We start from the raw sequence: 21,535 nt of genomic DNA on the forward strand, positions 1-21,535 counted from the left end.
TTACGCTTTCTCCGACTCTGAGTGAGCAGCTACGATACCAGCAGTTTGCTCATCAAGAATGTGGATGATTGACTTGCTACGAGAAGCTACGATGCTGTGAGTAAGGATTAGAGGCAGAGCCGCGATAATACCTTGAGCAGTAGTTACAAGAGCCATTGAGATACTTCCTGCCATCATACGTGGGTCACCAGTACCGAATAGTGTGATGGTTTGGAACGTCTCGATCATACCTAGTACTGTACCTAGTAGACCTAGTAGAGGTGCAATCGCTGCGAAAATCTTGATTACATTGATGCCGCTTTCAATTTTTGGAAGCTCGCGAAGAATCGCTTCATCAAGTTTAAGTTCAAGGTTTTCTGCATCAGCAGTTTTGTTCTCTTGGTAAACTTTAAGGATACGACCTAGCGGGTTGCCTTCAGAAGGACTGTTAACGTTCTTAAGCTGTGAACGCATTTTGCCACCGGTGATCGTAAGCGTGATCATTTTGTAAACGCCAATTAGTAGACCAATCGCTAGCATAAGCGTGATTGTGTAACCAACTGGGCCACCTGCATGGTAACGCTCAGACATCGTTGCTTTCTGCTTCAATAGACCAAGGATTGCACCTTGAGATGGGTCAGCGAAGAAAGGAACGAAACCAGAAGTAGCGTCGATTAGATCGTCAGCAGATGCTACGAAGTGACCATCAGGTTGACGACCAAGAGGCTGAACAACTTCAGCTTCAGCGTCATACGCTAGGTAACCAGCTTCGCCAACAAGGTTGAATGTACCAACACGAACAACTTCTTGCTGTGAAGAACCGCCGTCTAGATTAACTACTTCTGTAGTGAACTTAACTACTTCACCACCTTCAGTCATTTCTTTTTGAAGCGCAAACCATAGGTCTTCTAGTTCTTTAATGTTTGGAAGACCTTTAGAATCTTCTGACATTTCAGCTAGGAACTGGCCACGGCCAGGGAACTGTGCACTAACGATAGACGTAGAGATACGGCCGTAAGCTTCAGAAGATGCTTGACGTACCACACCGAACATTTCACCAAGTGTACCTGTTGCTTGGTCAAGCTCAGCTGCTTTTTCGTTTAGCGTTACTTCGTTGTCTGAGAATTGCTTCTGTAGACGGTCGCCACGAGCTTGTTCAGCTTTAAGGTCTGCTTGTGCTTTGCGAAGAAGCGCTTGCTTGTCAGCACGTGCTGATTGGAACTCAGCTTCGCGTTGCTTGTCTAGACGTGCTTCAGAAACACGGTTCTGTTGAACTTGGTCTAGAAGGTCTTTCAGGCTCTTTGCTTCCTGAGCCTGCGCTCCGGTTGCTGCAACTGCAACTGTCGCAGCGGCTAAAAGAGATTTGAATACTGGTTTCATTAACAATTACTCCGCTGCGCTAATTGGTAGTTTAATCAGATCCGCAGGAATGACGTTGTTAGCCATTTTAACTGCGTCAACAACTGAAGACAGATACTCGTCACCCAGTTTTTCCCATGCGCGGCTTTCGTTGTTCCATACCCAAGCATGAGTCTGGTCAAGAGAAAGTGCAACTAGCGCCGTACGACCTAGGTTGAAGAAGTCAACAGTAACTTCTGTACCTGCGTCGTCGATAGTACCTTGGTAAGAGTTGATCTTAGTACCGTACTCAACTTCTACTAGGTAGGCTTCTAGTACCTGACGGAACTGCTCAGAAACAGTAACGTTGGAGTTAGCCATTAGATCGCGAAGACGCTCAACGCGCTGTAGACGCTCGTCTAAGTGAATAGGACGGTCTAGCTTAATGAACTGCTCTAGGCTGTCGATCATGCGGAACATAAGAGGAACGATGCCCTGCTTAGTTTGCTCAATACTGTCGATTTGACGTTGTAGAGAGTCGATACCGCGCTGCTGGTCTGCAACAAGGCTAGCGATATAATCGTTGTATATCTTAAGGTTTTCTGTCTCATCTACTGTTTGACGATACTCAACAAGTAGTTCTTGAGACTGTTCAAACAACGTGTTGATTTTTTCTTGAGATTTCGCTGCAGCCGCGTGGATTTTCGCTTCTTCTTTATGAAGATCTTCAAGCGTATCTGCAGAGACTGCACTACCTGTTAGTGCGAATGCACCCATAACAGTAGAAGCAATAAGAGTTCTCTTGCTCATTTTGGACATAGTTCCCAACCAAATTTCTTATTTGAATCCTCGCCGATAAGGAAAATATTCGGGCAAGGGGCGTATAAAACTTTCACAATTTTGTTTCAGGAATGTAGCGCTGACATCAAAAGCCAGTACTACGAACGTAGTATACTCACACGGAATGTTACGTTTAGTCAAGTAACACACTGTTTACACCTAACAGATTTTCGTTTAACTGCTCGTTTTCCGTTCAGTTAGGTTGAATAAGCATTCAAAATAATCTTGCATAATTCTAGCCACATCTTAATCGTTTAATAATTACTCAAAACTAATACGTTTAAATGCACGAAAATGAAAGATAGGTGCAAAAGTGCGCTGCGCTTTGCACTAATATTGATCATAAAAAGCCATCATTATTGTTGCAAGGCACCTTATATTGCCGGTATTTGAATTTCAGATGACAGTGTTTTTAATCGTAAATGTTAAATAAAGCGTTGAAAATTAACATTGGCTTGCCATGCACAATTTGTTATTTATACCGCATCCATACATTACAAGAATGATTACAACGTGAGCGCACCTGCATATAGCTATACAATAGATGACAAGCCAGTTTGGGTATTCGACGATTTATGCACCCTAGATGAAGCAACTGGTATATACAAGGGTTTAGAGATAAGTGCCTTCAAGCACACAGAAATCGCACGCCCTGACACGGCGCAATACAAACACTGGGCGGTAGAGCTAAGTGATACACAGGTGCGAGGGCTGGCAGTTTATCAACACGCTATTAGTGAAATATTTAATACCACAGGAAAGCACTACAAGGCATATCGCGGTTATGTGAATTACGCGTCTTACGGAGACATGCTGTTTACACACACTGACTGTTTACCTGAAGCAGACGAACTTACTGTACTGGTTTACCTGTGCCCGGAATGGGATATTGAATGGGGTGGCGAAACGCTTTTTTATAACAGCAAAAATGATTGCGTTTTCGCCTGTACGCCAAAGCCTGGCAGAACTGTTATTTTCCATGGGGCAATTAAACATGTAGGCAGACCACCAAGTCGAATTTGCTTCATGCCGCGATATACCCTTGCTTTTAAGTTAGAGCCAGCTTAAGTCGGGCTCTTAACTCGTTTTATCTGGCACGATATCAAAAGCGACGGTTAATCTTTGCTCATCAGTTACAATTGGATTTGTGCCGTGCCACATATAGGAAGGGAAGAAAGCAATATTTCCCTCTTTCGGCTTCACTGCAAAGTCTTCTGGCATTTCGACGCCACTTATATCTGGCCGCCCGAAGACCAACCAACCGTTGCCATTTGTTTTAACTTCAGCCGGTACGTCCACATACAGAACTCCACTCAGCCACCCTTCTGAATGATAGTGAGATTTGTGAAATCCTTTCTGTCGCAACCTTACCGACCAACTGCCGATAAAATCAATGTCTTGACTCAGACGGGATAAAAATGGATGTTTTTTCTCTTTAGTAAGTGTTGATAGAAATGATTTAGCCCTAGCTTCAATTGAAGTTTTTAGCTCTTTAATTACTGGGTGCGCTGAATCGAGAAGGTTTTCAAATGTCTGAGAACCATTGCGAAGCGATTGCCCAATAGGATGCTTTTCGTTGTTGTGCAGCGTATTGAGGTGCGCTTTGAGGATGTTTATAAATTTTGTGTTTGTGTCCTCGTTTCCTAACAACGGCTGCACACTCACAAACCTTTGATAATCGCATAACTGATTATATTTGGCCTCATCACCATTAGCTTTGTACGCTGTAGATAGTAATGTCCAGTAGCCCTGATTAAGGGGCGCAATTCGGCACACAAGCTCGAGCGCTTTTACAGCCTCTTTGTACCTTTTAAGACTTAATAATGAGTAACTTTTCTCAATCAGTAAAGGAAGCGTCTCTAGCGTGGGATTAGACGCTTTGACATTAACGGTTGCTAGCGCTTTTTCAAAATAGCCAAGCTCTCTTAGCGTATTTGATAAACTGGCCGCTACGGCAATTTGATAAGTAGGAAGTTTAGCTTCAATGAGCTTTTCTAACCATAGCTTAGCTTTATCGTACTCTTCTACCCTAATCATAAATTCCGTATAAGCTAAAATTAAATCAGGGTTGTTAATTGATAAGTTTGCTTCTAAATAAGAAAACGGCGTTTCCAGATTTTGAACCCAAGCTAAATGAGCATATTCTTTATGCAAACTTACGCTAGTAGGAAAAAGCCGTATCCCCTCTTTATAAGTGGCGAAGGCCTCATCCATTGACCCCTTTAATGCTAATACTGCAGCTAGATTCTGGAACAGTTCTGCGGTTGGGTTTCCCGTCGATAACGCTTGTTTGTAAAGCGATATTGCTTCGTCGAACTGGCTATTTTTGCGTTTGATATTTCCTAAGTTATTAAGCGCTTTTATATTTTGTGGTTCGGTGTCTAATAATTGCTTCAAATAACGTTCAGCCACATCATCGCGATGGTCCTCTACTAAAATTGATGCCATTAGCAGCAAAACTGTGTTTTTGTTTGGCTGTGTTGTCAGCAGCTGATGACATTGCTTTTCAGCTTCACAATAGCGCTTGGCAGCATAAAAAGCCCTAGCTAAATTATATCTGTAATCAAACCCGTTAGGCTTGATTTTTAGGGCTTTTGTAAACCATAAAATAGCTTTTTCGCTTTGCATTTTGTCGAGGAACAAATTTCCATAGCTGTTCATTAGGTCAGTAGACTGTGGAAACAGCTTTAAGCCTTTCTCAAAGACTTTACCAGCGTCATCAAGTTTACCTATTTTCCTTAACGCACTGCCGTATAATTGAGAGACTACAGGGTCTACACGAACTAACGCCCCGTTTTTTTTTAATGTATTAATTACAAAAAGAAAATCCCCTCCGTTAAAAGCATTAATGAGGGTTGGAATGACAATATTTGGCTGCGACTGCATTATTTATATAACCTTTTATCCAAAGAAGCTAGCGCTCCATACTGCACAGACCATTCGCCATATTTGGAAATAAAATGGGCTACATCTTCTCGCTCTTTAAGCGTTAGATGGGGATTCCAAATGTCTATTATTAAGACTGCCCGGGCCGTTTCGGCCTCATTTTCTGCGCTATGCTGATAGCTGTCGTCAAACAAAATCGCTGTTTTTCCTTCGCTCCAATACATGCGTTTATTAGCGACCTGTAAATAGGACTTATCATTAACTATCAGTGGAATATGTAACGTCCACTTAAGATTAGAAATGCCGAAATGGGGAGGGATTTTAGTACGTGGCTGCAGCACAGAAATGACTACCTCTGGCGCGTGTACCGGACAATGGGCCAGAATTGGCGAGTTAAATAATGCTTTTACTTCGCTGGGCAAGTTATCACTATGTTCGGTAAACTTGCCTGCTTTCATAACATGGAGCGAATTCCAATTTTCCGTTAACCTTGCCCACTCTTCGGTGTCAGGCACAACGCCTATTTCATGAATGTACTGTTCGTTAGCACGTGACAATAGAGACATAAAAGCGTCTTTATGGGTACTAAGCGCTTCAATAAATATATCAAGCCCTTCTACCACACTTATATCTGAAAACGGCACGGAGGGAAGGTTTGGAATAAATAAAAAACTAGGGGCTTGAAGTGCCTTATCAAACCTCTTTTGTTCCGCGCCACAAAACATCGAGATAGCACGTTTAATTCTTTCACTCGAACCCATTGATGCGGTTTTTGCAAATAGATCACGTCGAGCCAAATTCGCGGCGTTGTGAATATGTGTAGCTTGAGATTTAGAAAGCAGAACGTCAGGTTCTGGCGACAGATATTCAGGGTAGTGCGAATAAACATCGCGGTAAAGAGAAAGTGCGTCATCATAGTCGCCCGAATTGATTGCGACTGTGATCCGCGCTAGTGCGTCTTCAGGGCTATTATCGTTTTTTTTAGTCATACAAAAATGGGAAGCGTTTTGCCTCCCATATTAAACTAACATTGGATGTATTTACAGGTCACCGCCGCCAGTTTCTGTTCCACGCTGCATGCGCAACCAGCCATCGCGACCAGCTTCACGCATTTGTTCTCTTTCTTCTACAGAGTAACAAACGCGCTGCATGCGATTCGAGCCAATCTTTTTCTCCATTTTGCATACCATACCATCGTCTTCTGCGTTGGTATTAGCTTTAGCATACTGAGAGCTTTGATTGCCAGTTGAACCACATGCGCCTAAGGCTAGAGCTAGGCTTGATGCAAGAATTACTTTCGTTACTTTTTTCATCCGTGTTATCCCTTAGTATAAGTACCGTGAACTACGTTACCATAAATAGTTGGACATTCTCTAATCCATTTTGTAACTAACCATTTATTTTGTGAAATAGGCGGTGCGCCTGCATGATAGCTGTTTAGTAATAACTTACCATTTTCATCCGTGTTAGAAAAAACAACGACAGTTCCGCTTATTGGCGCAATCCTAATATTAAGTTTAGGAAAAAGGGTTTCTCCACCCTCGCCAACTGTATTCAGATAAACGAGCGCTGTCTTAGTGCGCTGCTTTCCGTCTTTAAACATGTGCGCATCGTTTATTTCGTTTAACCCATCATAGTGAGGTCTGTACTGTTGGCCGGGTTCATACCGCAATAAATTTAACGCTTCACCGTTACTTTTCGGCGTATTAGTGATTTGAGATATAACTTTATCTAGCTTTCTGGTGATCCAGTCACAATGATTAGGCGCGATGATAGCAACATAACTAGTACGCACACTGTCGATTCTGCCTTCTCCCGTTAGAGGATCTACAATCATTGAGGGTTGTAACAATGCACTGAATTTAGTAATTATGTAATGACATTCATATTCAGACAGTATGCTTTCATACACCTTTATAGGTAACGATTTATCTAACACGTTTGAAGGTTCATATACGCTATCAAGGGACTCAGATATTTCTTGAATAACTTGTTGCTGCACGCTCTCGTCATTAGTCGCTTGTGCCGTTGAATTTAAATTGAGCTGTTGAAAGATATTTGGCGCTAAGTTACGCACTCTGCTCGCAACATAAGAAAATGTAGTGCTACCTACCGATAGATAAGAAAGCGCAACTAAGTAAGCCTCTACAACACCTTCATTACCGAGTGCAAGTAACGTTTTAGCCACCAGCTCGGTATTCGTTATTACGTCACCAAAGTAACCAATTTGTAATTTATGGAACTGTACGACGGGCTTATCAGCACATTCTACCCCTTTTAAGAACGCGACTGATTCACCAGGGTTCTCCCCTGATATAAAATAAGCATAATCTAGCGCTGCATTAACATCTCCCAATTCGCCAGCTTGCTTAAGCCATTGCATTGCCTCATCGGTGTTGCCTGACACATGGGCTTGGTTAGCATTCTTGATGCACTGTTCTATATTCATTACCTGTTGTCCACACAATATTTAGGACGGGTCACACATAACAAAAAAGCCTCCGAAGAGGCTTTTTTTATTCTATCTACAACTTCAATTAGAAGTTAAGGTTTACTCGTGAGTAGAAGAACTGTCCAGGGATTTCATACATAGACGGGTCGAAGCTGTTAGCAAACGTCGAGTAAGAAACTTCTGGGTCAGTGTCGAACAAGTTGTTCACACCAAGCGTGATGCGTAGGTTGTCGTTAACCGCATAACCTAGTGATACATCGTGGTACGCCATATCTTCAAGCTCGTTGAAGCTATCACCACCAATCTCTTCACTTGGATCACTACATAGTTCTTGGTCAAGTGAATCGCTGATTGAACACTGTTCAGTCGTGTGACCGATGAAGCGAACTAGCCAGTTAGCTGTCCAGTCGTCGTATGCCCAAGTAACTGCTAGGTTGGTACGTAGACGTGGAACAACGTCACGGTCGCCTGCAAGACCGGCATCGTTAAACTCAGTAGATGTATTTGTTACTGGGTCGATTACGATAGTAGTACGCTCGTCAACATAAGTACCATCCCAGTTGATGCGGAAGTCACCGTACTCAGTTTCAAAGTTATAAGCTACATTGTAGTCGAAACCAGACGTTGTCTGACCACCAAGGTTAGTTGCGCCGTTGAATAGGTCAACAACGTTACCACCTGCACCACGTGTGATTAGTGAACAAAGGTTAACGCCAGTTTCAGCACAAGCGTTAAGGATAGTCTGTGCACCTACAGTAGAAACCGCGTTATCAACTTCGATATCAAAGATATCAAACGTGATTGATAGGCCTTCAACTGCTTCTGGCGAGTATACGAAACCGTATGTAAAGCTCTCTGCTTCTTCAGCTTTAAGGTTCGCGTTACCACCGATAGTAGTACGGATTTGCGTGTTAGGTTGCTGATAAGTAGCAGGGATACCTGCACAGCCTGGTAGGTCAGGATTACCAGCCGCACCGCCATTACATGGGTCAGTTAGTGGAGAGAAGCTATCGCTGTTACCACGGAACAATTCTTGTAGTGATGGAGCACGGAATGCTTCAGACCAAGTACCACGAACAAGTAGATCTTCATTAATGCGCCACTTAACACCTACTTTAGAGTTAGTGGTGTCGCCGAAGTTGCTGTAGTCAGAGTAACGAGTAGCAAGTTCTAGGTCTAGCTGCTCTACGCCAGGCATATCTGAAAGTAGTGGAACAGCAAGTTCTAGGTAAACTTCTTCTACACTAAATGCACCAGCGGTAGGCTGACGCGCGTTACCTGAAGTGATACCCGCAGCGATGATTGCATCTGGCTGGTCATAACCTTCCTGCCAACGCTTCTCGTAACCTGATGCGAACGCTAGGTAACCAGCTGGAAGCTCAATAAGCTCACCAGAGATGTTTGCAGAGTAGCTTTCTAAAGAAGTGCTTTGCTCATCCTGTGCAGTGAATGTAATGTAATCAAGCATTTCTTGCGTGATAGTACCTTCACCGATGTCTGTTGAACCACCGAATAGGTTAAGCGGAGTACACTCGCCCGTGCAGTTAGCAGGGTCGCCAATAGCTTGTGCTACGCGGTTCATGTTTAGAAGGCCATCAGTCAACTGGTTCTGAGTGATGTCAGCATATGTGTAGTTTGCATCCCAGAAGAACTCTCTGTCAGCAAATTCAATTACACCTTCGAAGCCCCCGTTGAACTGGAACTGGTCAACGTTTTGTTTGAAGCTACGGAAGCCCGCTTCCATCATACGACGACCGAATAAGAACATTTCGCGTGCATTTGGATCTGCATCTAGTACTGATTGGTCAGTTGAAATGTCTACGCCATATGGGTTGAACGGGTTGTTCGCTGCTAGCGTAAAGCCCGAATCACCAAAAGCAGTACCGATGAATAATGGAGTAGGCGCTAGAGCCTGCTCTGACTTACGGTTACCGTAGAAGCCCGTTACATTAACAGATAGGTTATCTGTAAGCTCATAACGTGCTTGGCTGTAGATGTTAGTACGTTCTTGCGGCGTAGATAGATAGTTAAACGGCGCGAAGTTAAAACGGCTAGTTGGTTCAACCCACGGCTCTAGACCACCATTGCTATCGCCTTGCTCGCTGAAAGCATTGCCATCTTGGTCAAACGTAAAGAAGCGACCTTGAGGAGGAGCCGAAGAACCACCAAAACCTTCTGGCGTACCAAACGTTGGAACAGCAGAGATTTCACGGTCACCCGCTAGTGTAGGCTCTTCTTCTACGTAACTGATGTTTACGTAAACATTACCTTTGTCGTTAGCTGTACCAAAGCCGATATCCCACTGCTCTTTGTTGCCGTCGCCTTCGTCATATTGGCCAACGTAACCAGATGCGTGAACACCTTCGAAATCTTGACGAGTAATGATGTTTACAACACCTGCAACCGCGTCAGAACCGTAAACCGCAGATGCGCCATCTTTAAGTACCTCGATACGCTCGATGATAGACGCTGGGATGTTGTTAAGGTCAACAGAACCAGTAAGACCTGGAGACCAGCGCTTACCGTTAACAAGAACTAGTGTACGGTTTGAACCGATACCACGGATGTTAATAGTAGTTGTACCATTACCGCCGTTGTTGTTGTTTGTGTTAATAGCAGAACCAGCTGCTGGGATAGACTGAAGAACGTCACCAATTGAAGTAATACCGAATTTTTCGATATCAACACGTGACATAACAGTAACTGGGTTTGCACCTTCAATGTCGGTACGACGGATACGAGAACCTGTTACTTCGATTTTTTCTACTGCGTCCGCTGCTTCTTCGGTTTCCTGTGCGTTAACTGCACCAGTGAAGCCGATAGATGATGCAGCACCGAATGCGCACGCTAACTTCACTGACTTAGCCAGCTTAGAGTTTATAAACATGTATTGTCTCCCTGGACCACTAAAAACTCTTTAGTGTGTGTTTCTTAAATCGTTTATATAACGAATTATTATTAGTAAGGTCAAAGCCTCACTTTGATAATAACCACATCCTTAGCGAACGGTCAACTGGGATCAGACGGGTGTTCCGTAAAAGTTCAATTTTTTTTTCTATTTTTACCTTGTTTCGTAAATATTAACTTACATTTAACATTTGGAGCGCAAAAAACAACCTGCCAGTATGCTTTTTACACTAACCAATAAAAAAGGCGCGGTTTACACCTTAAGTATACCCGCGCCTATTCTTATTTTTAGTTATGACACTATTTAAAACGAGTAATTTACGCTGAAACGAACATATCTAGGTGTTTGCCATGCGGTCGGTAGACCATAATTTGGGTTTACATCAGGGTTTGTTGGGTCAGCCGAGCTCTCATCGTCATATATTTCATTAACTTCTGTTACACGGTCGTTGTTAAGCAAGTTGAAAATATCAGCTCGAACTACCAATGTTTGATCTTCGCCAATATCTATATTGTATGACGCAGAAACGTCGATTGAGTAATAGCTGCTCGTGCGGCCACGCGAACCACGAGGCGCTGGCTCACCACCGGCAAAAAACGACTCTGAATCATAAGCTTGAGCAAAGAGATCTGTAGGATGATAGCCAAATGCGTTTATAGGACGACCAGTCCAAAACTGTAAGTTTGCCCCAAGCGTTAAGTCTTCAGTTACGGCATAGGCACCGTAAAGTTTAACTTGATGACGTCTGTCATTCGGTAAGTCACCATAAGCATTATCAAGCAGGCCAGGTTGGTCAAATAAGGTTGTTAAACCTGCGTCATCCTGACCGTTATCTGAGCGTACATAGCCTTCGTTGTTACCCCAGCTATGTGACCACGTGTAGGCCGCGTTCAGCATCCATACTCCGTCCCATGCTCGTTGCCACATAAAATCTACCGCTGCATATTTACGAATTGAATCAGGGTAGCCCAAGTCTTCCGCTGATAGGTCCATGTAAACTAACTCACCTTCAGCACCCGGCAACTCGGTAGTACCAATACGCATATCAGAATTAGGGTTTGTAAGTACATACTGGTGGAACCCATCCCAGATATCGGATACGTCGCCGTAGCCATTCGCTGCCGCCCACTCAATAACCGCCGCATCAATTGCCATATCTTCTATAGTGGTCGAAAGCTCTCGATATGTACCTTGAATTGACATGCTCCATTCATCGTTCAATTGGAATTGGTAACCCGCGATAAATTCATCCGAGTACATTGAATCCAAGTTTTGATCCACAATTTCATCTGGTGATTTCGCGGTACCGTCAGCGAATACATCATCAGGCTGAGTTTTAGCGCCCGTCAGATTAGGGATTCCCAAGGCTTCATCAGCAAAACCTTCAAACGCGTAGTACTCTTGTGTGTAAGTTTCAGCGCCTGCTAGACGAATATTCGTGTTTGCAGCAATAGGTAAGTAGTATCTGCCATAGCTCGCCCATGCTTTTGTCTCGCCATCACCAAACACGTCCCATACTGCTCCAAGACGGAGTGCCCACTGATTGTCGAGTTTAGCGAAAGACTCACCGTCCGCATTGAAGTTTTCGAATGTATCGTTACGAATACCGGCGTTAATGACCAAGGTGTCAGTAACCTGCCATTGGTCTTGAACATAAAAAGCAAAGTTTTCAGAGTCGAACTGACCACCGACGTTATAATCGCGATAACGAACTTGGTAAATTTCCTCGTTAGCTAGATCGCTGTCATCAACATAGTATAGATAGTATGCACCGCCTGAGTTTATGGTATTGCTGTTTGAAGTAAGCTTCTCATAATCAACACCAAATCGTAGTGAGTGATCGCCCAAATACCAGTCTGCATCGAGTCGTATAACCTCACGTTCATCATCGCCTTGCTCTGCCGTAAAGTTAGCCCATGTATTTGTTGGAACGAACGCTGCCGTGCTGTCATAGCGGTAATAAACAACCGGGTTGCCATCTAACTCGCTTCGCACGGTTCTGTCTTGTTTGTTAATGCCATACTGAGCAGAGATTGAGAAATCATCATTAATGATGCTCGTCCATTTGGCCGTGTAGTTTAAACCACCTTCATCTTCGTAACCTACACGACCGTCAGTGAATTCACCGCCGTCAACAGAGTCATAAGTCGTGATTTCTGTTGAACGTTCATCAGAAAATGCAGTAATTTCAAGAATATTATTTTCTGTAACGTACCAGTCTAGTTTGGCTACCCAAAATGCATCATCGTCTTTTTCAAAGAAGCCGTTTTGTGATACGCCGCTACTGGTGTTTGTTTGGTCGCTTACGTAATTATTTTCAGCTGAACGAGGGTTAAATAGTGCATAGAAGAACAACTTGTCTTCTATTAGTGCACCGCTTGCCCACACATTGACATCCCACTCGTCTATTTCATCTCGCGTATTGTCGATGCGATACAAATTGTTTTTGTTATTACGAGACGAATCACGCTGTTCACGTAGTGCATCTGGTTCCCAGTAAAAGTTGGCACCCGCTTTGAATTCGTTAGTACCACTTTTGGTTTTAGCGTTGATAACACCGCCTGTTACACGTCCAAACTCAGCTGAATAACCACCCGTTTTTACTTCAAACGTTTCGTACATATCAAACGGTGGCTCACTTGAACCCACGCCAGTACGGAAGTTAGTGATGTTTAATCCGTTAATGTAGTAACCATTTTCGCCCACAGACGCACCGCCAATTGAAGGCAAATCTCCAAATGCTGAGTCACCCTGAGTAGTACCTGGTGCTAATAGCGCTACAGAAGTCAGGTTACGTGGAACCGGTACTCTATCGAGTGTAACGCTGTCTACAATAATACCCGTGCTTGAACTTGTTACATCAACCATCGCAATCGTAGTACCAGTCACTTCAATACGCTCTACGTCATCGCTGGCAAGACGCATATCTAGGTTTGTTTTGCCGCTAATGCCAACTTTTACAGATTCTTGAATGGTAGTGCGAAATCCATTTTTTTCGGCGGTAACTTTGTAGTTACCAGCAGGAAGTAGTGGAAAGCGGAAGTTTCCTGACTCATCACTTTGTACAGAACGTGTTAGACCCGTGTCTAAGTTTTCGATGGTAACGGTAACATTTGCAAGGCTGCTGCCATTTACTTGAACAGATGTTCCTTGAATAGAGCCATTCGTGTTATTCGCTAAAGCTGGTGCAGTTGCACCAATTGACAGTGCAACCGCTAATGCAACTGCACTTCTCTTGATTTGATACATGTACGTATTCCCTGGTTAGTCTCGATTTAGTATTAAGCTTTTATTAAAAATCAATTAAGCCAACCTAAATCATTGTAATTATTAAAGATAATAAATATTACCCAAAAGGATAATTGACTATCCAGAGCATAGTGATCAACTTATTTGAGGATAAATTGCGACGAAACGATTCTTTTAAGCGATTACCCGTAGAACCCGCCTCTAATATCGATAAACAACTGATATAAATGCACTTTTTCGCATATTAACGTCTACTGTAGATAAAAACCTAGCTGCTTTTTCACAGATTCAGGTAACTCAGGCAACGCACTTTTAGGCAATAAAAATGTTGCCATGTTAAAAAAGTCTAGATAGATACGATTAGACTCAGTAGTTTTCTTTAGATAATGGTGCCCTGAAGACCCTCCGGTCCCAATCTTAGTGCCCAGCATGCGCTGCACCATCATTGCATGACGGTAGCGCCAGATAGTGAGTTGCTCGTCTATTTCAGTTAATGCAGTAATAAGTTGAAACGGAAGATTAAAGATAGGCTCTTCTGAATACTGCTTTATAAATAGCGCAGACAGTAGCGCCTTATGATTTAGCCGGAACTTATCTTCACCTCGAAGCTTTTCGAATTTAGCTTCATCAAACAGGGCGTCGAAGTTTTCCGTAGTGGTTTGGAGGTCTTTAAGTTCCTGACGTTTTTCAGTCTCCGACAACATATCACTGGTAGAAATGGTGTGATGGTCATCTTTCAACATTTCGTCAGCTGCATTTTTGTAGTATTGCCAAAAATCGAACCCTTCTGTTTTTAATAGCGGCATTCTAGATAGCCAATTATCGACCAGTTCAAACAAACTTGGTTTGCTCTCGAGGCTCTCTAGTAGCGCCCTATCTTTATCGGTCAGTCGGTTATAAAAGCTTTGCTTATCGAAATCGATTCTAAAATCGCGTTTTAAACCAAGAGAAATTTCTAAGCGTTTAAACTGAATACTTTGGAAACCAGACGCAGGTACAAGGTAATCTCGAAATGACAAAAACTGCTGTGGCGTCATGGTTTCCATAATAGCAATTTGATCATTCATCAATTTTTGTATTTGTATGACTCGCTGGAGTCTATGCACAACGAGTGTTAACTGCTGATCTTTTACCGTTTCTTGGTTAAAGGTATCAATAACGGCATTGAGTTCGTGAAGAACCTGTTTAAACCATAGTTCGTAAACTTGATGTACGATGATAAATAGCATCTCTTCGTGCGCAGCATCACCGTATTTTTCACTCTGCAATTCTTGCGCGCCCAATACTTTGTCTAAATGTAAGTAATCGCCGTAATAGCAGGGCTCTATATTCTTTTTCATTTTAGTGCTGCCTTAATACTAGTTTTAACTGGGTGATTCTATCACCGTCACCTCGACATCCCCAGAATACAAGCTATATATTATAAGGTTACATAGCGTAGGGTAATGTCGTACAGCGGTGTGCGTAAACGAATGTATCCATTCCAAACTTGAAGGGTTTGTATAAGCTAAAGATGCTTTTAAGCTAGGGGCGCTTTGTGCAACTTATTGCTCGCATACTATTTAAACCGCTAAAGCAACATGCTTACAAAAATTATAAGGGGAACGAAGGTGAAACTAGATGATGACATTCACAACTACTATGAACATCTTGTACTAGAAAGGATAAGTAAGCTTGGGCTTGATAAAACTAAAAGTCCCGACTATTTGGCCGACTTATGCTGCCTTGCGTTAAATCAGGTTCCACCTCGCTATATTCGATATGAGGTCGACATGGCATTTTATCTGCCGCAAAGTGAACGCAATCAAATGGAAATGAATGTTGAGCACGCAATAAGAAAGGGGTTGAAATACTTAGATGAAACTGAAAAAAACAAAAAAGACAATATAGAAGGAATAGAATAGATAGTTGGGTGGCGGGCCCCCAGCCACATCCCGGCACATGAGTCATCTGCTGCGGCTGCTCCCTTCCAGGCCTGACCGGGTTCACAGAGTATCATTGCGGGAGGACCAAAAGCCCACCATAGAAACTCGCATTCAAAGCAAAGTCATTCGCCCCTGCTTGAGTGCGGGGCGCATTATGACTATTTGGCTTTGAGTTTTCAACCCTTTATAGAAAATCTCTCTTCAGCAATAAGGTTTGCAACACGGTTAGTCGCGGCGCCCTCTCGCTCTGCGCGGGTATAAATCTCTTTCAGCGTTTCACCGATTTGTTCAATATGTGTGCGAAGCGCTTCGTTAGAACTTGATTCCATACGCTGATGAAAGATGTCAATCACCCCACCCGCATTGATTACGTAATCTGGTGCGTACAAAATACCGCGTTGCTGAAGCAATTCACCAATATCTTCACGTGCCAACTGATTATTAGCGGCACCAGCAATCACTTTTGCTTTTATTGCCGGTAATGTCTGATCGTTTATCGCAGCACCTAATGCACACGGCGCTAACACATCAACGTCTAAACTTAAAATTTCTTCTGGTGCCACAGCAGTTGCGCCAAATTCAGCAACCGCTTTTTCAACGCCTTCCGGATAAATATCAGCGACATAGAGTTTAGCGCCCTGCTCGTGTAGGTGCTTGGCAAGTCGATACCCAACGTGTCCCATTCCCTGAATAGCCACGCTCACCCCATCTAAATTACGCTTTAAACCATACTCTACTGTCGCTTTCAAACCTACAAACACGCCATAGGCAGTCGACGGTGCTGGGTTTCCATCTGGAACTTCACCGGCGTAGTGATACTGCGCTTTAACACCCGCGATGTAGTCAGACTCCGTTGCCATCGTTTGTAAATCTGTTACAGAAATTCCTGAGTCCTCGGCAGTAAAGTACTTGCCACCCAATGACTCTACAAACTTACCCATCGCTTTCATCATTTCCGGCGATTTAGCTTTACGAGGATCGCCAATTATTACCGACTTGCCGCCGCCAAGCTCTAAGTTAGCCATTGCGGCTTTGTAAGTCATTCCTTTAGATAATCTCAGTACATCGGTCAACGCTTCACCGCTATTGACGTAAGGCCACATTCGACAGCCACCAAGTGCAGGGCCAAGATTAGTGTTGTGTACAGCAATAATGGCACTCAGGCCCGCCTTCTCGTCGTGATAAAACGCAACATGTTCGTGATTATCGAACTCTGGGTGATCAAAAACTGACATATTTTCCCTATTAATACTGTAATGAGTTAAAGCCTACCCAAGCCAGAGCTGTCACGAATTCTAAACAGTGCTCGTTTGGGTCAATGTGAGAGTATGATAATGATTTGCGATACACTTGGAGCCTTAGAGTCGGCCTCGCAAACATCGACAACATTTTGCCAAGTGTATCTGATTGCTCTGAGGACAGGCCTTGCAAAGTTTGTTAATCAATTTTACAAACTGAAACGCAATAGATTTGAATACTATTTTTCTAGGACAGCTATCCTAGAATTTTTTTTGATATATAATAAACATCATAAAAACGACGGAAACAGTGTTAATGAAATTGGATAAGTTTGACCGTGAGATTTTACGCGTACTTCAGCAGGACGCCACGGTATCAATGGCAGATTTAAGTCAGCGTGTTGGATTGTCACATACGCCATGTTGGCGAAGGGTCAAGCGAATGGAAGCTGACGGTATTATTCTTGGTAAGGTCACTCTGCTAAACAGCAAAAAACTTAATTTGGGCGTGTCAGTATTCATCTATGTCACGCTTAAGAATCATGACGGCGACTCACTGACTGATTTTGAAAATGCAGTTCAAAACATTGATGAAATTGTTGAGTGCCACACAACCAGCGGCGAAAAAGACTATTTGCTGAAAGTGATAGTGGAAAGTATTGAAGAGTACGAGTTCTTACTTAAAACGAAATTGACACACCTTCCTCTTGTTGACCACTTAAGTTCAACTTTTGCGCTCAAACAGGTGAAAAACACCACCGAACTACCGATTAAACGCCAATAACTCAAAAATGGGGTGAGAGTACATTTATACTCTGCCCCGTCAGTCTAAGTGGCGTCTATTTGATTTTCGGGCTTAGCCCGCTCAAAAGCATCTAACTCGTTACAGTTCTTCGCTATCTTACTAATTAAAGGGTAACGACTCATATCGACGTTAAATCGTTGCGCATTATACACTTGGGGTACTAAGCAAATATCAGCCAGCGTAACATCGAAATCAAAGCAGAACTTTCCAGCTTGGGTCTGAAGACGTTTTTCAATGCCGTCGAACCCCAGTGTTATCCAGTGGGATGCCCACTTCGCCACATCATCTTGTGACGCCTCAAAGTTCCCTTTTAGCGCATTTAGTACACGTAGGTTACCCAAAGGCTGAATATCACACGCGATATCTTGTGCTAGCGCTCTGACTCTGGCTCTCTCTGTTCGATGTTCAGGAACCAGCTGGTGTTCGCCTTCATACCGTTCATCAAGATATTCGATGATTGATAGCGATTGATTCAGAATAATATCTTCGTCTTCGTCGACGAAAGTTGGAACAAGGTGTGCGGGGTTCAGCCGTGAATACTCACTGCTATGCTGTTCACCACCATTATTTACAAGATGTACTGGCACATACTCGTATTCAACACCTTTTAAGTTAAGCGCAATGCGCGCTCGATACGAAGCAGTTGAACGCCAATAGCCGTATAGTTTTATGCTCATGTACTCACCACTTATCAAACGAGTGTTAAGGAAGCGTCTGCTTGTACTTGTTTAACTGCAGTTAACTTCCTTCATCAACAATAGTGCGGAAAACAACAAAGCGTCTTAATGGTGAAACCTTTTTTCCCACTCAAATGCTTATATCCGTTTAAAGCAACCTGCTAAGTAGTTAGCTCAATGGTTTTACCTGCTGTTCGATTGCACCAAATACTGAGTTGCCTTCTCTATCAAGCATTTCAATGCGAATGCGATCGCCAAACTGCATGAAAGGCGTGGAAGGTTTACCGTCGCGAATCGTTTCAATCATTCGAACTTCGGCAATGCATGAATAACCCACCCCGCCTTCACTAATAGCTGAGCCGTGATCAGTACCTTGCTTATTTGAAACCGTGCCTGAGCCAATGATAGCGCCAGCACCTAGATTTCTGCTCTTCGCTGCATGTGCAACTAATTGACCAAAATCAAATGTCATGTCCTGACCCGCTTCTGGCTTGCCAAACAATTCACCGTTATAAGTCGAGCGTAAAGGCAAGTGCACTTTACTATCTTTCCACACATCGCCTAATTCATCAGGCGTTACCGCCACAGGAGAGAAGCTAGAAGCAGGTTTTGATTGAAAGAAGCCGAACCCTTTTGCTAGTTCGCCAGGTATCAACCCTCTAAGCGAGACATCGTTAACCAGCATAACAAGGCGGATACGCTCTGAAGCTTGCTCGGGTGAGCATGCCATCGGAACGTCATCGGTGACAACCGCTACTTCGCCTTCAAAATCTATTCCCCAGTCATCGCTTGGCAATATGATGTCATCAAGAGGTCCGATAAAATCGTCTGAACCACCTTGATACATCAGGGGATCAGTCCAAAAGCTTTCCGGCATTTCTGCATTTCTTGCTTTTCTCACAAGCTCTACGTGATTCACATAAGCACTTCCGTCAGCCCATTGATAAGCTCTAGGCAGCGGTGACTCGCAGCGAGACGCGTCAAAGGGTACGCTGTCGCACGTGTTATTATTAAGTGCTTGGTATTTCATCTGAAGCTGAGGAGCAATCTCTTTCCAGTTATCCAATGCTTGCTGCATCGTTTTCGCAATGTCTTGTACACTGCACGCGCGAGAAAGATCCTTCGACACTACCATCAGGCAGCCATCGCGGGTTTCATTTTTGTAGGTCGCTAATTTCATTGTTCTTTCCTCGACGAATAATTTATTTGCTGCGCTTATAGCTTCAGTGTTAGATCACTTGGCGTGAACAACGAATTTGATGCTTCAGCGCTACAACTCTGTGCGTAAGCGTTAGTTTTCTAACTACAGTTATGCCACTAGTCGGTATAACTTGAGAAGTGTTAGAGCGACGAAGTTTTATTTCGCTGTAAGAAAGGATGTACGCACTACACCGTCTATCCTATAGACATGTCATAGCAGGCTTGCTGTACAGGCAATGTAAATTTTTCGTAACAGATAATGTTGTTGGGCTATTGAATGAAAAAGAGACAACAACGGAACGCGCTGACCCTAGCCAAATTACAAAGGTCAGCACATGGATGAGTTAAAGCTTAACCGTCGCTTTGTTGATGCCGTACTCTCGCAGCTTGTTCGCGATAGCAGTATGGCTCAAGCCTAGCTTTTTAGCTAATTGGCGAGTACTCGGATAGGAAGGGTACAGTCGCTTGAGCAGGTCCTTCTCAAATTTCTTCACTTCCTCATCTAATGTTCCGTCAAAGTTTTCATCTATATAGGTAACACTAGGGGCACAGCTTGGAAGCTGGATATCTTCTTTCGTTATTTCCTTCCCATCAAGCAGTGACAACGCGCGATATAATGCATTTTGCAACTGTCTAACGTTGCCGGGCCATGGATACTGCTGCAGAAAATCAACGCATGATTTGCTCAGCTTCGCAGGACGACGGCCTAACTTTGTGCTGTGTTGAACAATAAAAGACTCGGCAAGAGGCACGATATCTTGTCTTCGGTCTTTTAATGATGGCATAACTAGACTTAGTACATTTAAGCGGTAGTAGAGTTCTTTTCTAAATCTCCCTTCTTCCACAAGTTGACCTAAATCACGACAGGTAGTGCAAATAAATCGAACATCTACCTTAACGGGCTCAGAATCTCCTACTCTTCTAAATTCGCCATCTTCAAGAACGCGCAGTAATTTGGCCTGAAGCTGTGAAGACATATCCGCTATTTCATCGAGTAATAAAGTACCGCCTTTCGCCTGCTCCAGCAGACCTACTTTTGCGTTTGGCTGATTAAATGCGCCCGCCGCATAGCCAAACAACTCAGTTTCAGCCACACTATCAGGTAATGAAGCACAGTTAAGCGCTAAAAACGCACCTTCACTGCGTCGGCTAGACTGATGGCATGCTCTGGCAATCATCTCTTTACCCGTTCCCGTTTCGCCGAATATTAGAATAGGAGCGTCTAAATCAGCGATTCGCTTCGCTTCATGAACGACGCGTTTCATAAACGGAGATTGGGTAATAAAGCGATCAAAACTGTCGGTGGGCGACTGGTGAAAAGCAGTAAATTGTTGACCAAGGCGCATTTCTGATTTCAAGATAACTACGGCACCCGCCATGATCATATTTTTTTCACCATCAGGTACAGTTATAGGCAGCATATCGGCAAGATAGTCCTGTTGAATGAACTTCACTTTTGACGATTGTGGGCCTGGTGACTTTCCATCCATCCACTTTGTAAAGTTGAACCCCTTAACAGCCTCGCTGATCTCTGTACCTACGATTTCACTGCTCGGCATCTCAAGCCCAGCGCTCACCGCTTCGTTACACAATAAGATGTTACCTTTAGCGTCTATTGAGAACACAGGGTCAGGTAGCGTTCTTAATATCGCAGACAGCTGATTCTTTTCACGCTCACCTGGCATGAAAAGGGTCGTCTTTACATCATCGATCCCGTCAATACGGCGAATTTGAGGCATAAGATGTTGAAAATCTGCAAATTCGATATTGGGAAAATTAAGGAAAATTTTACCTGCGGGATCAATTTCAATACCGCGTAGGTCTATTTCTTTAGTAACGAGAATATCCAAAACATCTTGAGTAATTCCAAGACGGTCCTGACAGCTTATTTCTAGACGCATAGGGTGTTATAGCTTTATTGTAAACATATTTGTACAGAATATCACACTTTTACAAAAAGATAACAAGATAAATGTTACAGATGATTAAATTTGTGTTGGAAAAATCAGTAGGGACGCTCAAAGCACGAAATAGAAGG

General features: G+C 43.4%; 16 protein-coding genes and 1 other RNA gene. 3 read left to right on the forward strand and 14 right to left on the reverse strand.

All coding sequences use genetic code 11. The features are described from left to right. Nucleotides 1–1,359: a MotA/TolQ/ExbB proton channel family protein gene (locus tag AC27KT_RS01395; protein ID WP_487126753.1), complete on the reverse strand. Its 1,359-nt coding sequence runs from the start codon at nt 1,357–1,359 to the stop codon at nt 1–3. A 6-nt stretch (nt 1,360–1,365) separates the two neighbouring features. After that, nucleotides 1,366–2,127: a DUF3450 domain-containing protein gene (locus tag AC27KT_RS01400; RefSeq protein WP_014948702.1), complete on the reverse strand. Its 762-nt coding sequence runs from the start codon at nt 2,125–2,127 to the stop codon at nt 1,366–1,368. A gap of 543 nt (nt 2,128–2,670) precedes the next feature. Here AC27KT_RS01400 and AC27KT_RS01405 point away from each other — a divergent pair. Then, the gene (locus tag AC27KT_RS01405; RefSeq protein WP_487126756.1) at nt 2,671–3,225 is read left to right on the forward strand and encodes a 2OG-Fe(II) oxygenase; all 555 of its coding nucleotides are present in this window, start codon (nt 2,671–2,673) and stop codon (nt 3,223–3,225) included. Nucleotides 3,226–3,234: 9 nt separating this feature from the next. On the opposite strand, the gene AC27KT_RS01410 is transcribed toward AC27KT_RS01405, so the two are convergent. From AC27KT_RS01410 to AC27KT_RS01440, 7 genes are all read right to left on the reverse strand, one after another. After that, complete coding sequence (locus AC27KT_RS01410; protein WP_487126758.1) at nt 3,235–5,043, reverse strand: 2OG-Fe(II) oxygenase family protein; 1,809 nt, start codon at nt 5,041–5,043, stop codon at nt 3,235–3,237. Further along, nucleotides 5,043–6,032 (reverse strand): aspartyl/asparaginyl beta-hydroxylase domain-containing protein, encoded by a 990-nt coding sequence (locus AC27KT_RS01415; protein WP_487126760.1) that lies wholly within the window; start codon nt 6,030–6,032, stop codon nt 5,043–5,045. Before AC27KT_RS01415 ends, AC27KT_RS01410 begins: the two co-directional genes overlap by 1 nt. 51 nt (nt 6,033–6,083) lie before the next feature. Further along, nucleotides 6,084–6,356 (reverse strand): hypothetical protein, encoded by a 273-nt coding sequence (locus AC27KT_RS01420; RefSeq protein ID WP_487126762.1) that lies wholly within the window; start codon nt 6,354–6,356, stop codon nt 6,084–6,086. Between the two features lie 5 nt (nt 6,357–6,361). Continuing rightward, on the reverse strand, nt 6,362–7,492 hold the full coding sequence (locus AC27KT_RS01425) for a prolyl hydroxylase family protein (RefSeq protein ID WP_487126764.1): 1,131 nt from the start codon (nt 7,490–7,492) through the stop codon (nt 6,362–6,364). 88 nt (nt 7,493–7,580) lie between these two features. After that, nucleotides 7,581–10,382 carry a TonB-dependent receptor domain-containing protein gene (locus AC27KT_RS01430; protein ID WP_487126766.1) on the reverse strand — a complete coding sequence of 934 codons (2,802 nt, stop codon included), beginning with the start codon at nt 10,380–10,382 and terminating at the stop codon, nt 7,581–7,583. 324 nt (nt 10,383–10,706) lie between these two features. Then, nucleotides 10,707–13,652 (reverse strand): TonB-dependent receptor, encoded by a 2,946-nt coding sequence (locus AC27KT_RS01435; protein WP_487126768.1) that lies wholly within the window; start codon nt 13,650–13,652, stop codon nt 10,707–10,709. A gap of 251 nt (nt 13,653–13,903) precedes the next feature. Further along, nucleotides 13,904–14,992: a tryptophan 2,3-dioxygenase family protein gene (locus AC27KT_RS01440; RefSeq protein WP_487126770.1), complete on the reverse strand. Its 1,089-nt coding sequence runs from the start codon at nt 14,990–14,992 to the stop codon at nt 13,904–13,906. Between the two features lie 270 nt (nt 14,993–15,262). Between AC27KT_RS01440 and AC27KT_RS01445 the strand changes: the two genes are divergently transcribed. Then, complete coding sequence (locus tag AC27KT_RS01445) at nt 15,263–15,556, forward strand: late competence development ComFB family protein (protein ID WP_487126772.1); 294 nt, start codon at nt 15,263–15,265, stop codon at nt 15,554–15,556. 14 nt (nt 15,557–15,570) lie between these two features. Here the strand turns inward: AC27KT_RS01445 and ffs are convergent. Beyond that, nucleotides 15,571–15,667, reverse strand: an RNA gene (ffs, locus tag AC27KT_RS01450) — signal recognition particle sRNA small type. 86 nt (nt 15,668–15,753) lie between these two features. Continuing rightward, a complete protein-coding gene (locus AC27KT_RS01455; protein ID WP_487126774.1) occupies nt 15,754–16,812 on the reverse strand; it encodes a Glu/Leu/Phe/Val dehydrogenase dimerization domain-containing protein in 1,059 nt (352 codons plus the stop codon). A 319-nt stretch (nt 16,813–17,131) separates the two neighbouring features. Between AC27KT_RS01455 and AC27KT_RS01460 the strand changes: the two genes are divergently transcribed. Beyond that, complete coding sequence (locus tag AC27KT_RS01460) at nt 17,132–17,599, forward strand: Lrp/AsnC family transcriptional regulator (protein ID WP_014948689.1); 468 nt, start codon at nt 17,132–17,134, stop codon at nt 17,597–17,599. A 44-nt stretch (nt 17,600–17,643) separates the two neighbouring features. Here the strand turns inward: AC27KT_RS01460 and maiA are convergent, their stop codons facing one another. The 3 genes from maiA to tyrR form a co-directional block, all read right to left on the reverse strand. After that, nucleotides 17,644–18,297 (reverse strand): maleylacetoacetate isomerase, encoded by a 654-nt coding sequence (gene maiA, locus AC27KT_RS01465; RefSeq protein WP_487126777.1) that lies wholly within the window; start codon nt 18,295–18,297, stop codon nt 17,644–17,646. Between the two features lie 169 nt (nt 18,298–18,466). Further along, nucleotides 18,467–19,477: a fumarylacetoacetate hydrolase family protein gene (locus AC27KT_RS01470; protein ID WP_487126779.1), complete on the reverse strand. Its 1,011-nt coding sequence runs from the start codon at nt 19,475–19,477 to the stop codon at nt 18,467–18,469. A gap of 364 nt (nt 19,478–19,841) precedes the next feature. Then, entirely contained in the window at nt 19,842–21,398 is a 1,557-nt protein-coding gene (tyrR, locus tag AC27KT_RS01475; RefSeq protein ID WP_487126781.1) for a transcriptional regulator TyrR, read from the reverse strand. Nucleotides 21,399–21,535: the final 137 nt, after the last annotated feature.

It is taken from the genome of Alteromonas sp. 5NW40-0090 (genome assembly GCF_057552975.1).